This is a genomic window from Nannocystis pusilla, from assembly GCF_026626665.1.
GTDB lineage: Bacteria > Myxococcota_A > Polyangia > Nannocystales > Nannocystaceae > Nannocystis > Nannocystis pusilla.
The window spans coordinates 8,539,951-8,555,842 of record NZ_JAPNKE010000002.1; the positions used below are offsets into that span (position 1 = coordinate 8,539,951).

At 71.8% G+C, this 15,892-nt stretch carries 7 protein-coding genes; 6 read left to right on the top strand and 1 reads right to left on the bottom strand.

Features of this window, described 5'->3' with window-relative positions; translation table 11 throughout:
* Window positions 1–130 precede the first annotated feature (130 nt).
* The 4 genes from OV079_RS37730 (at window position 131) to OV079_RS37740 (ending at window position 9,691) form a co-directional block, all read left to right on the top strand.
* Window positions 131–3,082, top strand: a complete 2,952-nt coding sequence (locus tag OV079_RS37730) for a PD-(D/E)XK nuclease family protein (protein ID WP_267774446.1) — start codon at window positions 131–133, stop codon at window positions 3,080–3,082.
* On the top strand, window positions 3,079–7,758 hold the full coding sequence (locus tag OV079_RS37735) for a UvrD-helicase domain-containing protein (protein WP_267774447.1): 4,680 nt from the start codon (window positions 3,079–3,081) through the stop codon (window positions 7,756–7,758). The genes OV079_RS37730 and OV079_RS37735 overlap by 4 nt, the downstream gene beginning before the upstream one ends.
* A 665-nt stretch (window positions 7,759–8,423) precedes the next feature.
* A complete protein-coding gene (locus OV079_RS56550) occupies window positions 8,424–8,816 on the top strand; it encodes a reverse transcriptase family protein (RefSeq protein WP_267770216.1) in 393 nt (130 codons plus the stop codon).
* Window positions 8,816–9,691, top strand: a complete 876-nt coding sequence (locus tag OV079_RS37740) for a reverse transcriptase domain-containing protein (protein ID WP_267770215.1) — start codon at window positions 8,816–8,818, stop codon at window positions 9,689–9,691. Before OV079_RS56550 ends, OV079_RS37740 begins: the two co-directional genes overlap by 1 nt.
* 234 nt (window positions 9,692–9,925) lie before the next feature.
* Here OV079_RS37740 and OV079_RS37745 read toward each other — a convergent pair whose 3' ends face one another.
* Window positions 9,926–10,915 (bottom strand): LIC_10091 family protein, encoded by a 990-nt coding sequence (locus OV079_RS37745; protein WP_267774448.1) that lies wholly within the window; start codon window positions 10,913–10,915, stop codon window positions 9,926–9,928.
* A 296-nt stretch (window positions 10,916–11,211) separates the two neighbouring features.
* Between OV079_RS37745 and OV079_RS37750 the strand changes: the two genes are divergently transcribed.
* Window positions 11,212–11,772, top strand: coding sequence for a hypothetical protein (locus OV079_RS37750; protein ID WP_267774449.1), 561 nt, complete (start codon window positions 11,212–11,214; stop codon window positions 11,770–11,772).
* A 23-nt stretch (window positions 11,773–11,795) separates the two neighbouring features.
* Window positions 11,796–15,629: an nSTAND1 domain-containing NTPase gene (locus OV079_RS37755; RefSeq protein WP_267774450.1), complete on the top strand. Its 3,834-nt coding sequence runs from the start codon at window positions 11,796–11,798 to the stop codon at window positions 15,627–15,629.
* The last annotated feature ends 263 nt before the right edge of the window (window positions 15,630–15,892 follow it).

The window sequence follows — 15,892 nt, forward strand, 5'->3', positions numbered from 1 at the left end:
CGCGGCGGTCCCTTGTCCGATCTGTCCGATGGATCTAGCAGCCCCCAGGCCCGCTCGAGCGATCTCCGGCGCGCCGCGGCCCTTGCACGGCCCCTTTCGTTTCGTAGGTTGCCTGTCCGGCGAGAGGCCCATGCAGCGTCAATGGTTGGACTGGCAAGGGCCGCTGCTCCCCGCGGCCGCCGCCTGGCTCATCGAGCGCCACGCCGAAGGTCGTCGCTGCGACCTTCGGGCGGTCCGCTGCGTGCTGCCGGGCGCCCGCGCCGGTCGCGTCCTGCTCCACCTGCTGCTCCGGCAATGCGCCGAGCGCGGCCTCCGCCTGGTCCCGCCGCAGGTCCTGACCCCTGGGGCGCTCGCCGAGCTCCTGGTCCCCGGCGACTCCCGCACCGCCTCGACCCTCGAGTGCACCCTCGCGTGGATGCACGTCCTGCGTGAGGCCCGCCCCGAGCACATCACGCCGCTCCTGCCGAGCCGCCCCGACTTCTACGACTGGCCGGCCTGGCACGACCTCGCGGGCACCGTCGTCGGCGTCGTCGACGAGCTGTCGGCCGAGCTGCTCGCGCTCCGCGACGTCGCCCGCGTCGCCGCGCGCATGAACATGGACCGCGAGGCCGAGCGCTGGGCCGTGCTCGAGCGCCTCGAGGCCCGCTACCGCGAGCGCCTCGCCCGCGAGGACCGCATCTGCCCGCACGAGCGCCGCCGCGAGGTCATCGCGGCCCTCGTCGACGGCGCCACCCCCGTCGACCCCGATCACCAGCTCGTGCTCGTCGGCGTCGTCGACCTCGCCCGCGTCCATCGTGCCATCGTCCGCGCCTACGGCGACCGGGCCACCGCCCTGATCCACGCGCCCGAGCACCTCTACGCCGGCTTCGACGCCGACGGCTGCGTCGAGCGCAACTTCTGGTCCGGCCGCCCGATCGAGATCCCCGACGAGCAGCTCGTCATCGCCGACCGCCCCGCCGACCAGGCCCAGGCCGTCATCCGCTGCCTCGCCGACCTTCGCGGCGCCTACCGCCCCGAAGAGGTCACGATCGGCCTCGGCGACGAGAAGCTCGCGCCCACCATGACCCAGGCCGGGCAGTGGGCCGACATCGCGGTCCACGACCCGCGCGGCCTTTTGGCCCTGCACGGCCGCCCGTTCCGCCTGCTGCAGGCCGGCCTCGAGTGGGTCCGCGACTCGCGGTTCTTCCCGTTCGCCGCGCTCATCCGCCACCCCGACGTCGAGGGCTTCGTCCGCCGCCTGCTCGGCAAGGCCAAGCCGCAGGCCGGCCCCGCGCCCGAGTGGGCCGAGGGCAAGCCGGTCGAGCAGGTCGCCGAGGACGTGCCCTTCAGCGCAGGTCTCGAAGGACAGGGCTCAAAGGACAGCAAGGGCGACGTCGCCGCCGACGACCACACGATCGTCGAGTGGCTGACGGTGCTCGACCGCTATCACACCGAGCACCTGCAGGACAACCTCGGCAGCGCCTGGCTGGGCGACGAGAAGGTCGCGCGGCGGATGCAGATCCTCCACGACATCGTGGCCAAGCTGTACTCGCCGCTGGTCGGCGACCGCCGGCCGCTGACGCAGTGGTTCGAGCCGATCCTCGAGGTCTTGCGCAACGCCTACGGCCACCTCGACGTCCACGCCAAGGCGATCAGCGACCAGCGCGTCGCCAACACCTGCATCGAGATCGCCAAGAATCTCGGCGGCCTCACCGGCGCCGCGCCCGGCCTCCAGCCCGACGTCGACGGTCCGACCGCGCTGCGCCTCGTGCTCGCCCAGCTGGCCGGCCTGCGCGTCCCGGAAGATCCGCGCTCGGGCCAGATCGAGATGCTCGGCTGGCTCGAGCTGCACCACGACCCGGCGCCGGTGCTGGTGCTGGCCGGGTGCAACGACGGCGCCGTGCCGCAGGCGGTCACCGCCGACGCGTTCCTGCCCGACGGCCTGCGCGAGCACCTCGGCGTGCTCAGCAACGGCCGCCGCTACGCCCGCGACGCCTACCTCATCGAGGCGATCCGCCGCAGCCGCGTCAAGTGCACCTTCATCGCCGGTCGCCAGGCCGCCGACGGCGAGCCGCTCACGCCCTCGCGGCTCCTGCTCGCCGGCGACCTCGAGCGCCTGCCCGCGCGGATCCTCCGCCTCTGCGATCCGAACCACGCGCGCCGCTGGGCCTTGCCGTACGGCGCCCCGCCCTCGGGCGCCACCTCGGGCTTCCGGATCCCCGAACCCGGCCCCGCCGTCGAGCCCCCGGCGATGACGGTCACCGAGTTCGGCTGGTATCTGCGCTGTCCGTTCCGCTACTACCTCAAGTACGTCCGCCGCCTGCGCCTCGTCGACGACAGCGCCGTCGAGCTCGACGCCCTGCAGTTCGGCAACCTGACCCACGACGTCCTGCAGCGCTTCGGCGAGGACCCGTCGATCGCCGACAGCGTCGACCCCGAGGCGATCGCCAAGTACCTCGACGGCGTGCTCGACGACCGCGCGCGGGACACCTTCGGCGCGCGCCCGCTGCCGGCGATCCGGATCCAGATCTCCCGCCTGCGCCAGCGCCTCGTCGCCTTCGCGCCGCACCAGGCCCGCCGCCGCGCCGACGGGTGGAAGATCCGCCGCTGCGAGTTCGAGCTGCCCGAAGAGACATATCTGCAAATTCCCGATCAGGCGCCGATGCGGATCAAGGGGAAGATCGATCGCATCGATCAAAACGTCCGCGACGGCTCGTGGATGATCATCGACTACAAGACCAGCGAGTCCGGCCACAGCCCCGACAAGACCCACCGGGCGGCGCGCGGCTCGGCGAGCCAGTGGAGCGACCTGCAGCTGCCGCTCTACCACCACCTCGCGGCCCAGCACGGCTACACCGGGCCGGTGCAGCTGGCCTACATGAACCTGCCGAAGAAGCCGGAGCAGGAGGCGCTGCACATCGCGCGCTGGACCCCGGCCGACCTCGACGACGCCGTCGGCACCGCGCGAGACATCGTCCGCAGCATCCGCGCCGGCCGCTTCGACATCATGGGCGACTTCGCCGCCCGCTACCAGGACGACTTCGCCAACATCTGCCAGACGCGCGTGTTCGGCGGCGCCGACGACCTGGAGGCCGAGGCGTGAGCGACCCCGAGAAGCCGCCGCGCCCCGAGTCGCTGTGGCTGTTCGGCGAGCCCGAGGCGGCCGCGGCCCAGCCCCCACCTGTCCGCAAGGCCAGGCGCAACCGACCCGCGCCGCGCCAGGTCGCCCGCCCGGCCCGCGACCTCTTCAACGCGGTCGCCGGCGCCTTCGCCCGCAGCGCCGAAGCAGCCGCCCGGCCGGCGCCGCAGCCCGCGGAGCCGATCGCCGAGCCGCGCAAGCGCGGCCGCAAGGGCGACCGCGGCGGCGAAGGACATGTCCCCGAGGACAGGCAGGCCCGCGGCGCGAGCGACCCGCAGGCCGGCGGACCTGTCCCGACGGACAGGAAGACCCGCGGCGCGAGCGACGCGCAGGCCGGCGGACCTGTCCCGACGGACAGGAAGACCCGCGGCGCGAGCGACGCGCAGGCCGGCGGGCCTGTCCCGACGGACAGGCAGGCGCGCGGCGCGAGCGACGCGCAGGCCGGCGGTCCTGTCCCGACGGACAGGCAGGCGCGCGGCCTGAGCGACAGCCAGGTCGGAAGCTCTGTCCCTTCGGACAGGAGGACGCCGAGCGACACGCCGACAGGCGGACCTGCCCCCGCGGACAAGAAGCCGCGCCGCGTGAGCGACGCCTCCGGTGGGCCTGTCCCGACGGACGGGCAGGCGCGCACGACGGACGCGCGAGCGAGCGAATCTGTCCCGACAGACAGGCAGGGGCGTACGACGGACGCGCGAGCGAGTGAATCGCGGGGCGCGAGCGACACGCCGGCTAGCTCAGGAGCCGTCGTCGCGGGAGCCACGGGCGAGGCGGAGCGGCCTATCCTCGAGGGCAAGCCCGAGGTTTGGGGTATCGCGCTCGATGACCGCTATCTCGCGGAGCCGACGGACGCGGAGCGCTCGGTTTCTGCGGCCAGCGCTCGCGCGGCGCCAAGCCCGAGAAGACCGCCGAGGTCGGCGCCCAGGAGTCGAGGGATGCGCACTCGCCGCGCGGAAGCCCGCGCCGCGGAGGCCCGTCTTGACTCTCACTCCGAGCGCGAGCCTGGTCTTGAGAGCGTTCCTTCCGAAGACCTCGAGTGGTCGCGCCTCGAACCTGCGGACCCCGAGCTGAGCGCCGAGCGAGAGCTCGTCGCCGAGGACATGCGCGCCGGTCTCGGCGAGCTCGACGCCCTCGATCGCCACCGCGAGGCCTCCGATCGACCTGAACCTGCGGACAGCCTCGCCGACGCGATCGCTCTCGCCGAGGCCGTCGTGCTCGACCCGCCGCACGCGCGCAAGCGACATGCGCGAAAGGACAGGTCGCAGGTCCTCGAAGAAGTCCCGCCCGCGCCGCGGCAGGACGTCCTGGCGGTGATCGCCGAGGCCGAGCGGGTCGCCGAGGCCGCGCTCGACCTGCCGCCGGACCCGCGGCTCGCGGGCGGGCACCGGCTCGAGCACATGCGGATCCTCGCCTCCGCGGGCTCGGGCAAGACCTACCAGCTGACCAACCGCTACCTGCAGATCTTGAGCCGGGGCGCCTTCCCGTACTCGATCCTGGCCAGCACCTTCACCCGCGCCGCGGCCGGCGAGATCCGCGATCGAATTTTGCGCACCCTCGCCGAGGCCGCCGACGACGCCGCCAAGCGCGACGAGCTCGGGCATCGCCTGCACCGCGACCTCGCGCGCACGCGCGTGCTCGACCTCCTGGCCAGCCTGGCCAACAACCTGCACCGCCTGCAGATCCGCACGCTCGACAGCTTCTTCGGCACGATCGTGCGCTGCTTCTCGCTCGAGCTCGGCCTGCCGACCGACGCGCGGATCGTCGACGAGGACGAGGCCTTCCGTCTCCGCCGCGAGGCGATCGGCCTCATGCTCGAGGAGGGCGACACCGAGGCGATCATCGAGCTGCTCGCGTCGCTGACCGAGGGCAGCTCGGAGCGGGCCGTCACCGACACGATCGACAACACGGTCAGCTCGCTCTACGACCTCTACCGCGAGGCCCAGGACACCTCCGCGTGGGAGGCGATCGCGCCCGAGCCGACGTTGGGAGAGCAGGAGCTCGACGACGCGATCGCGGCGCTGCGCTTCGCGGTGCCGACCGACCTCGGCAAGCGCGGCATCGAGGCGCACACCAAGGACTGTCAGCGCGCCGAGCAGTGTCGCACCGGCAGCTCCGACGACTGGATGGAGTTCTTCACCACCGGCCTGGCCAAGAAGGTCGCGGAGAACGAGCTCGTCTACTACAACAAGCCGATCGCCCCGGGCACCGTGTTCGCCTACCGGCGCCTCCTGAGCCACGCGCGCGGGGTGTTCCGCCGCCGCGTCATCGAGCAGACGCGGGCCACCTGCACCCTGCTGCAGCTGTTCGACAGCTGTTATCGCCGGGTCAAGCGCGAGCACAAGGTCCTCACCTTCGCCGACCTCACCGTCGCGCTCGCCCAGGCCGACCTCGCCGGCCACCTCGACGAGATCTGCTTCCGCATCGACGCTCGCCTGCGCCACGTCCTGCTCGACGAGATGCAGGACACCAGCATCCAGCAGTGGAACGCGCTGCGGCCGATCGTCGACGAGACCGTCTCCTACTCGACCGACGAGCGCAGCTTCTTCTGCGTCGGCGACGTCAAGCAGTCGATCTACGGCTGGCGCAACGCGTGCCCGGAGATCCTCTCGCGCCTCGACGACCTGCTCCATCGGCCAGGCGGCCAGGTCCTGCACAAGGAGACCCTGGCGACCAGCTTCCGCTCGTCGCCGGCCGTCATCGAGGTCGTCAACAAGATCTTCACCAACCTCAAGGACAACCCCACGCTGCTGCGCTACCCGTACGCCGCCAGGCGCTGGGACTCCGAGTTCGAGCAGCACACCACTACCCGCAAGATCGCCGGCTACGTCCAGGTGCGCGCCGTCGGTCGCTGCGAGGACCAGGGCAAGCGCCAGGCGCTGCGCCTGCAGGAGGCCGCGGCGCTGGTCGCCGAGCTGTACCACCGCCACCCGGGCAAGACGATCGGCGTGCTCCTGCGCACCAACGGCGCCGTCGGCCGCGTCCTCTACGAGCTCGGGCCCACGCGCCTGAAGATCCCCGCGACCGGCCGCGGCGGCGGTCCGCTGACCGACGCCCCGGCGGTCAACGCGATCCTCGACCTCCTGCGCCTCGCCGATCACCCCGACCACTCGATCGCCGGCTTCAACGTGTTCGCCAGTCCTTTGGGACAGGTGGTCGGCTTCGACAAGGACGACCGCAACCTGCAGCGCCGCGTCGCCGCGCGGGTGCGCCGGCAGATCGCCAGCGACGGCCTGGCGCCGACGCTGCAGCAGTGGGTGCGGGCGATCGCCGGCCAGGTCGACGAGCGGCAGTACCGTCGCTGCATGCAGCTCATCCAGCTGGCCCAGGTGTGGGACGAGCGGCGGACCCTCCGCTGCGACCAGTTCGTCGCCATGGTCGAGACCCGCCCGGTCGCCGACCCGGCGGCCTCCGCGGTCCAGGTGATGACGGTCCACCAGTCGAAGGGCCTCGAGTTCGACATCGTCATCCTGCCCGAGCTCGAGATCGAGCTGGCCTCGACGCGTACGCTCAAGGTCGTCTACGAGCGCGACGGCGACGCCGGGCCGGTGGTGCGGATCGCTCGACATGTCTCGAAGGACATGTGGCAGCAGTTCGACGACCTGCGCCCGATCTTCGAGCAGCACATCGACCGCCTGGCCCACGAGAGCCTGTGCCTCCTCTACGTCGCGGTCACGCGCGCGCGAGGGCCTGTTCATGTTGGTCGACCCGCCGAGCGAGGGCAGCCGCGGCGCGCCGGCGAAGGCTTCGGCGCTGCTGATCCACGCGCTCCACGAGGGGCCGGTCGAGCCCGACAGCGTGCTGTTCGAGTACGGCGACCGCAGCTGGCTGGCGCCGCACGCCTACGTCGCGCCCGACGTGTTCGACCCGTCGGACCCGCACCTCGAGTCGTCGCGCCCGCAGGCGGGCGAGCGCCCGGCCGCCGACGCGACCGCGAGCGAGCCGACGAGCCTCAGCTTCCTGCCCTCGCAGGGCCCGCTGGTGCGCGCCGCCGTGATGGCGCAGGACCCGGGCCGCACGGTGGCCGACCACATGCACCTGGCCGACACGCCGCTGTCGCAGTGGGGCGCGGCCATGCGGGCGCTGTTCGGCGAGATCGCCTGGTTCGAGGAGTTCAACCCCAGCACCCCGCGGCTCGAGGCGATCGTCCGCGCCGCCACGCCGGCCCGCGACGAGACGTGGGTGCGCGCGCGGGTGCAGGAGTTCCTGCGCGTGCTCGAGGGCCCCAACCTGCGCGCCGCGCTGAGCCGCGGCGAGCGCGACCCGGCCGCCTCGCGCGTGGAGCGGCAGATCCCGTTCGCCCGCCTCGACGGCAGCGGCGCCCTCCAGACCGGCGAGATCGCCCGCCTCGTGCTCGAGCTCGACCCGAACCTCGACCTCGACCTCGACCTCGGCGAGCTCGACGCGATCGGTCTCGAGGGACATGTGCAAAAGGCCACCGTCTACGGCCTCTGCCTCGACAACATCGAGAAGCTGTCCGAGGCCGAGGAGCGGGCCAAGGGCTACCGCGACGCGGTGTCCGCCTGGCGCGCCGCCGCAGCCGAGCAGGCCGGCCTCGAGAAGAAGCAGGTCGAGGTCGTCCTGCTGTTCCCCGCCGCCGACGCCGTGCTCGCGGTGTGAGGAGCGAAGCGCGGCGGCCGAGCTGAGGCGGTTCGCTGCCGACGCGGCGCTCGCGAACCCGGGACGAGGCGCGACGACGTGAACATCTTCAAAAATGGCATGCTCGATCGAGCATGTGTGCGCCAAGGAAGCCTGGCGAAGGAGGAAGCAAGGAAGCAGAAACCTTTGAGAGTGACCCTGTGCGAGGGGACCTGCCCTCGTCCGGCAAGGCCGAGTCCCGGCCGGAACCGAGTGTTGCGCGGGATCCGGAGACGGAAACGCGAAGCGTACACAGGGAGCACGTGGGCCGTGGAATCAGCCTCGAAAGGTTCAGAAGTCGAGGAGGCCGACGCTCTACATGCGGCGGAAGGCAACATCCTCGGGCTGAAGGCTCGGTCGTTCCCGAGGACTCCTCCGGGGTCGTGGAACACGGCACGTGTGCAAGGGGGTCACCCAGGAACTTGGGAGGCCCTGCTGTCTCCACGGACAGGTGGTACATGCGACGCGAGGGCGAACCGAAGCGCGCGTGGAAGGGCAGCAGGGAGTCGGAGCGCCTCGTAGTACCGAGGAGGCCGGGGAACTCGACCCGCGAGGACCCGGCGGAGGGAAGGGGGCGCCTTGTCAGAGAACCGAGGAGGGAAAGATGTCGGGAACACCGAAACCCACCAACATCTCAACGAAACAAGATCGGATAGCGAAGCTTGCGCAGCAGATGCCCGGGACGGCGCTGAGGACGCTGGCGCACCACATCGACATCGAGTGGCTGACGGAGGCCCATCGGATGACGCGCAAGGATGCGGCACCCGGGGTCGACGGCGTGACCGCGGAGGCGTACGAGCGCGACCTCGAGGGAAACCTCGAGCGCCTGCTCGGGTCCGCGAAGACGGGGCTGTACAGGGCCCCGCCGGTGCGGCGCGTGGAGATCCCGAAGGGCGACGGCAAGACGCGGCCGCTCGGGATCCCGACGCACGAGGACAAGGTCCTGCAGCGCGCGGTGGCGATGGTGCTGGAGCCGCTCTACGAGACGGAGTTCTACGACTTCTCGTACGGCTTCCGTCCGGGCGCTCCGCGCATCAAGCGTTGGAGGCGTTGTGGCGGGGCCTGATGAACAAGCGGATCGGTTGGGTGCTGGACGTCGACGTCCAGAGCTTCTTCGACACGCTCGATCATCAGGTCTGCCGGGACTTGCTGAGCAAGAGGGTGAGCGACGGGGTGATCGTACGCCTCGTCGGCAAGTGGCTGAACGCGGGTGTGCTCGAGGGCGGCGTCGTGAGACGGTCCGAGGCGGGCACGCCGCAAGGGGGCGTGATCTCGCCGCTGCTGGCGAACATCTACCTGCATGAAGTGCTCGACCGATGGTGGGTCGAAGACGTGCTGCCGCGCATGCGTGGCGAGGCGTTCCTCATCCGCTACGCCGATGACTTCGTCATCTGCTTCGAGCACGAGGACGACGCGAGGAGAGTGCAGGCCGTGCTGCCGAAGCGATTCGAGCAGTACAACCTGCGCCTGCATCCGGAGAAGACTCGCTTGCTGCGATTCGAGCGCCCTCGCGGCGACGAAGCGCCGAGAAGCGGACCGGGTCAGTCGCGCTCGTTCGACTTCTTGGGCTTCACCCACACGTGGGCGAAGACGCTAAGAGGCGGGTGGGCCGTGCTGCGCAGTACGATGCGGTCGCGCTTCACGCGGGCGGTGCGAGCGATCACCGACTGGTGTCGCCAGCATCTCCACGCACCCGTGGCCTATCAGGCGAAGATACTCGCGGCGAAGCTCCGCGGACACGACCAGTACTACGGGATCACGGGCAACTTCCGTGCTCTTCGCAGGCTGCGATACTGGGTCGAGCTCGCCTGGTGGAAGAGTCTGAGGCGACGCTCGCAACGGAGACTCTCCGCGGCGCGCTTCTCCAAGACCATCCTGGCCAGGTTCCCACTCCCACTGCCACGCGTCGTGCACTCCGTGTACCGCTCAGCGAACCTCTGACAAGAAGAGCCGGATGCGGGAAATCTGCACGTCCGGATCCGTGGGGGGAGGACCGCGAGGAGACCTATCCGAGCGACCAGAGCGCTCGGCAAGACTCGGTGAACCTCGCGGCCCTCTCTACCCGACCCTTGACGCAGTGCTGCCTGCCCAGGGCCCGCCTCGCGTCGATCCAGCGGGAGATCGCACCGCGGGACATGTCCGAAGGGACCTGCGATCGACGACGTTCCCGCGGCGTCAGTCTCGCCGCGCGTCGACGGAGTCGCCGGCGCGGGCCATGAGGAGATCTCCCCCGCCGGAGGGCTTGGCCGTGTGCAGGGCGATCACGCTCACCCCGCGAGCCTTGCGCTCGACCGCCCCGGCGGCGAGGGCCGCGGTCAGCATCGACGTGCGGTCCTGATTGCGGCCATGGGAGCGCTCCCCGAGTCGGCGCTGGAAGTCAGGGAGCGCCTGGACCTGGTAGTTCCAGCGCGCGTCGCCCTCGGCGCTCTCCCAGCCGGGGAAGCGGTCGTGGATCGTCCGCAGCAGCACGCTGCGCGCGTCGCTCGGCAGCGCCGCGACGTTGGCGGCGAAGCGGTCGGTGTAGAACAGATAGTCCTCGGCGTTGCTGAGGTAGAGGACGGTCACGGGCGACGCGAGGGCGCGGGCGGCCGCGGCGATGTCGGCCATCGTCGTCCGGCCGGTGAGGTTGCCCTGGAGGACGCGGATCCGTCCGGCCGCGAACATCTTGCGGACATAGGTGTACGCGGCGGGGTCGGCCAACCATGAGCCGGCCTGCTCCTCGCGCACCCGTTGCAGGTACACCACCAGCGCCTCGCGCTGGGCCTCGAACAGCGCCAGCGCCCGGGCCCGCCGGTCCTGGCTGTCGCTCGCCAGCCCCGCCGCGATCGCCTCGTGCGCCGCGCCGCGGGCCCGCACCTCGAACAGCGCCAGGAACGCCGCGGGGTCGGGCGCCGCGGCGATGAGGGCCGCGTAGATCCGGTGCAGGTCGACGACCTGGCGGTCGATGTCGACGAGGAACGCGAACTCGCTGCGAGCGGCCGCCAGCAGCGTGTAGTTCTGGTCGGAGGCGACGCCCACGTAGACCCCGCCGAGCTCGCGCACGAACGGGAACCACAGCGCGTGGCGGTATTCGTTGCTGACCGTGAAGTGCTCGAGCGGGGTGACGAAGATCCGCTCGGACCGCACCCGCTCCAGCGCGGCCGCCTGCGACGGCGTCAGCGGCACAGGCTCGCCCGCGGCCCTTGGTGGTCCGCCCCAGTCGCTGTCTGCGGACGCTGCGCCGTCCGGTGTAGCTGCAACCGGCAACGCCGTCGCCAGCGGCACCGCGGCCGCGTCCGGTCGCTCGGCAGCGCGCGCCGGAGGGCCCGCAGAGGCGTCACAGGCCGCGTGTACGAGCCATCCGCTCGCGACCAGGGTCAGCAGCGTCCGCACCGACAAGCGGCCCAGGATAACCCAGCCCCCACCGCTTCGGCGCCGCGCTTTCTCGCCCCTCGCGGCGGCGGTAGCATCCTCGCCACCGTATGAACCGCAAGCTGTTGCGCGGCGAGCACCTGATCTCCAACTGGCGAGACGTCACGCTGACCTCTCACCGGATCTGGCAGGAGGCGCGCGAGGGCTCGTCGGCGGCGCTGACGTCGATCCCGATCGACGCGGTGCAGTATGTCCGCTTGGGACGTCATCATCTGCCGTGGCTGCTGTGGCTCGCGGCAGTGACCGCGGTGCTCGGGATCGCCGCCCTCGAGTACGACCGGACGATCACCTACGGCCTGTTCGGCGTGGCGCTGCTGCTCATGCTGCTGTACGGCACCTCGCGCCGGCTGGTGCTCGAGATCGGCGCCGGGACTGGCACGATCGTCGTGCAGGTCGTCGGCGAGGGCGGCAGCTTCGACGGCGCGCTCGAGTTCTTGTATCAGGTCGAGGGACGACGGCTGGCCCACGGCTCCGGTGCCGACGCCCGCAGCGGCGCATCCGCGAGCGGCGCATGGCCAGGACCGGCGGGGCCGTCGGTTGAGCGAAGGGCCCGCAGCGCCTCGGAGCGGCGCCTGCGCCGTATATACTTGCCGGCATCCAGGAAACGTTGAAAGGAGCGGTCGACGCGCAAGCGATGTCGGCCGGCGGCGAATGGACCCTTCCGCAACAGTTCGATGAGTACCGCCTCGTCCGCGTGCTCGGCAGCGGGAGCATGGGGGTCGTGTTCCTCGGCCACGACACGATCCTCGACCGGCCGGTAGCGATCAAGTTCATCAACGCCCGCGAGGCGAACCCGCGCACGCGCGAGCGGTTCGTCACCGAGGCGCGCGCGGCGGCCCGCATCGCCCACCCGAACGTGATGTCGATCCACCGGATCGGCGAGCTCGAGGGCCGGCTCTACATCATCTCCGAGTACGTCCGCGGCCAGCCGCTGTCGGAGATCAAGGGCGCGCTGCCGTGGCAGGAGGCGCTGACGATCGCCGTCGGCCTCGCTCGCGGTCTGGCCGCCGCGCACCGCCAGGGGGTGCTGCACCGCGACATCAAGCTCGCCAACGTCATCCGCAACGAGTTCGGCGAGATCAAGCTCCTCGACTTCGGCCTCGCCAAGCTGGTCCCGCAGGGCGGCCCGCGCCTGCCCGACATCAAGACGCCGCCGCCCGTGGTCGTCGACACCGACGACCACCTCGGCGACACCGTCCAGTTCGGGTCTCCGCGCGTCGACCTCGTCGCCTCGCTCGACGACCGCCTGTCGGGCGCCGCCCCCGACGACGACAGCTCCGAGGTGCTCGTCGGCACGCCGTACTACATGGCGCCCGAGCTGTGGCGCGCCGAGCCGGCCTCCCGCAGCTCCGACATCTACGCCCTCGGCGCGCTGCTCTACATGCTGTGCGCCGGTCACCCGCCGATCGAGGCCAGCAGCACCCTCGAGCTCGCCCGCCTGTCCCAAGAGACAGTGCCGCGTCCGCTGCAGGAGGTCGCGCCCGGCGTCGACGCCCGCTTCGCCGCGCTGATCGACCGCTGCCTGCAGCGCTCGCCGACGACCCGCTTCGCCTCGGCCGACGAGCTGTGCACCGCGCTCGAGCTGCTGCTCACCACGGGACCTATCGCCGAGGTCATCCACGGCAACCCGTACCGCGGCCTGCAGGCCTTCGAGGCCCGCCACCGCGCGGTCTTCTTCGGCCGGGTCCAGGAGATCCGCGCGGTCGTCGATCGCCTGCGCGTGCAGTCGTTCGTGCTCGTCGCCGGCGACTCGGGCGTCGGCAAGTCGTCGCTGTGCCGCGCCGGCGTGCTGCCGCAGGCGAGCGAGCCGCCCGGGGTCGGCGGTCGCACGTGGAGCAGCCTGGCGATGATCCCCGGCCGGCGCCCGCTGCAGACGCTGGTGTCCGCGCTCGCCTCTCACTTCACGCTGAAAGAAGAGGCCCTGCGCACGCTCCTGATGGGCGAGCCCGAGGGCCTGGTGCGCCTGCTCGCCCGCCGCCAGGGCAAGGACCGCGGCTTCATCCTCTTCATCGACCAGCTCGAGGAGCTCGTCACCCTCAGCGAGGCGCCGCAGGTCGAGCCGTTCGGCCGCTTCCTCACCGCCTTCGCCTCGGGCATCCCGAGCCTGCGCCTGCTCGCCAGCGTGCGCGGCGACTTCCTCACCCGCGCGGCCGCGCTGCCGCAGCTCGGCCCGTTCATCAACCCCGCGGTCTACTTGCTCACGCCGCTCACGCGCGAGGGCATGCGCGAGGCGATCGTCGGCCCGGCCGCGCTGCAGGGCGTGCACTTCGAGTCCGAGGGCCTCGTCGACGAGCTGATCCAGGCCGGCGTCGAGGGCAGCCTGCCGCTCTTGCAGTTCGCCCTCGCCGAGCTGTGGGAGGCCCGCGAGGCCGGCAGCAAGATCATCACCGCCGCCGATCTCGAGCGCATCGGTCGCGTCACCGGGGCCCTCGCGCGTCACGCCGACAACGTCGTCGCCGGCCTGCCGCCGTCGCAGCGGATCGCGGTGCGCCGCCTGCTGATGCGCCTCGTCACCATCGAGGACACGCGCGCCAGCCTGCCGCTGGAGGACCTCGTCAGCGCCGACCCGGCCAGCGAGGCCGCGCTCGAGGCCCTGGTCCGCGGCCGCCTCGTGGTCGCGCGCGAGGCCCAAGACGGCACGGTCCACGAGATCGCCCACGAGGCGCTGATCCGCAACTGGAGCACCCTGCAGCGGTGGATCAACGAGGAGCGCGAGTCGCGGGAGATCCGTCACCGCCTCGAGCAGGCGGCAGTGGAGTGGCAGCGCCTCGGCCAGGGCCGCGTCGGCCTGTGGACGGCAGAGCAGCTCGGCGAGGCCGACAAGCTCGAGGCCGCGAGCCTGCGGGCGCGCGAGCGCGAGTTCTTGACCGCCAGCGCGACCGAGCTGCGGCGTCGTCGCTGGCTGCGGCGCGCCGCGGTCGCGACCCTGCCGCTCGTCGCCGGGCTCGCGTTCACCGGCGTGAAGGTCCAGGAGGCGCGGGCGCTGGCGGGCAAGGTCGACGGCCAGCTCGCGCGCGCGCGCAAGGCCTTCGCCGCCGCCCACGCGCACGACCAGGCGGCCGAGACCAGCCGCGTGGAGGCCCTGCGCAAGTTCGACGCGCGCGACGTGCCGGGCGGCGAGGAGGAGTGGGCGCGCACGCTGCAGCGCTTCGACGAGGCCGACCGCACCTACAAGGAGGCGATCTCGGCCTCCGAGGTGGCCCTCGGCTTCGACCCGCTGCACGCCGAGGCCAAGCAGCTGATCGCCGACGCGCTGTACGAGCGGGCGGTGCTGGCCGAGGAGCGCTACAGGCCCGAGCTGGCCGAGGAGCTGATCGCCCGCGTGAAGCTCTACGACGACGGCTCGCGGCAGGCCCGCTGGAGCGCGCCCGCGTCGCTCTCGGTCGCGGTCGGGCCCGACGCCGCCAGCGTGAAGATCGCCCGCTACGAGCGCGACGACGCCCACCGCTACGTCCTCGTCGAGCCGCGCGAGCTGGGCTCCGCTCCAGTCGCGCCGCTCGAGCTGGCGCCGGGCTCGTACTTGCTCGAGATCGCGGTCGACGGGCGCGAGCCGATCTTCTACCCCGTCCTGCTTCGGCGCGCCGAGCAGCGGAGGCTCGCCCTCGACCTCCCGCCGGCCTCGGCGATCCCGGCCGGCTTCGCGTTCGTGGCCGCCGGCGCGTCGCTGTTCGGCAGCGCCGACGAGGACACGATCCGCCGCAAGTTCTTCTTCGCCGCGCCGCAGCACGAGGTCGTCACCGGCAGCTACGCGATCGCGCGGCGCGAGACGACCTATCGCGACTGGATCGCCTTCCTCGACGACCTGCCCGCGGCCGAGCGAGCGCTGCGGACCCCGGGCGTCGAGGCCGACAAGTTCCACGTCGGCGTGCGGCTGGAGCCGGAAGGGGGCGGCTGGCGGCTGGTGATGAAGGCCGGCGAGGCCACGTACGCCGCCCGCGCGGGCGAGCTGCTGAAGTACGCCGGGCGCGAGGTGCTGGCGGAGCAGGACTGGCTCGACATGCCGGTCTCCGCGATCTCGTGGGACGACGCGCTCGCGTACCTCGCCTGGCTCGATCGCTCCGGGCGCGTCCCGGGCGCCCGGCTTTGCACCGAGTGGGAGTGGGAGCGCGCGGCCCGGGGCGCCGACGCTCGCAACTTCCCCCACGCCGACACGATCACGCGCGCCGACGCCAACTTCGACGAGACCTACGCCCGCGTCGCCGAGCACGGCGGTCCCGACGTCGGGGGCGCTCACCCGGCCTCGCGCAGCCCGTTCGGCGTCGACGATCTGGTCGGCAACGTGTGGGAGTGGACGACTTCGTCCCTGGCCGCGAATGAGGGCATCATCCGCGGCGGGGCTTATTATTACGACGAGGTGACCTGTCGCTCGGTCAACCGTTATCCGTGGTCTCCGGACACCCGCGATTCGACGCTCGGGCTGCGTGTCTGCGCCTCGATCCCGCCGACACGGCCGACCGGCGGATCGTGAAGAGGTCATCCGCTCTGCGCGATGATTCGCGGGTGCGGAGGCGACAGTCGACAATAGTCGAAGACCCCGCGAGCGGGCGCTGGGCGGGCGCCCGGACAGCGCCGCGCTGCGAAGATTTCGCGGCGTCGCGTCGCTCGTAAAATCGGACCGCCCGCGTTATGAAGGGGACGGTGGCGCCGGATTGGCCGGTGCTCGGGGAGGGACGACATGCTTTCGTTTTCGCTTGATAAGAACATTTTCGCGGTCGCTGCGCTGTCGGTCGC

Bases quoted from the DNA above. Each gene is read 5' to 3' on its own strand.
- OV079_RS37730 (WP_267774446.1), top strand. From the start codon at position 131: ATGCAGCGTCAATGGTTGGACTGGCAAGGGCCGCTGCTCCCCGCGGCC.
- OV079_RS56550 (WP_267770216.1), top strand. From the start codon at position 8,424: ATGCCCGGGACGGCGCTGAGGACGCTGGCGCACCACATCGACATCGAG.
- OV079_RS37740 (WP_267770215.1), top strand. From the start codon at position 8,816: ATGAACAAGCGGATCGGTTGGGTGCTGGACGTCGACGTCCAGAGCTTC.
- OV079_RS37750 (WP_267774449.1), top strand. From the start codon at position 11,212: ATGAACCGCAAGCTGTTGCGCGGCGAGCACCTGATCTCCAACTGGCGA.
- OV079_RS37755 (WP_267774450.1), top strand. From the start codon at position 11,796: ATGTCGGCCGGCGGCGAATGGACCCTTCCGCAACAGTTCGATGAGTAC.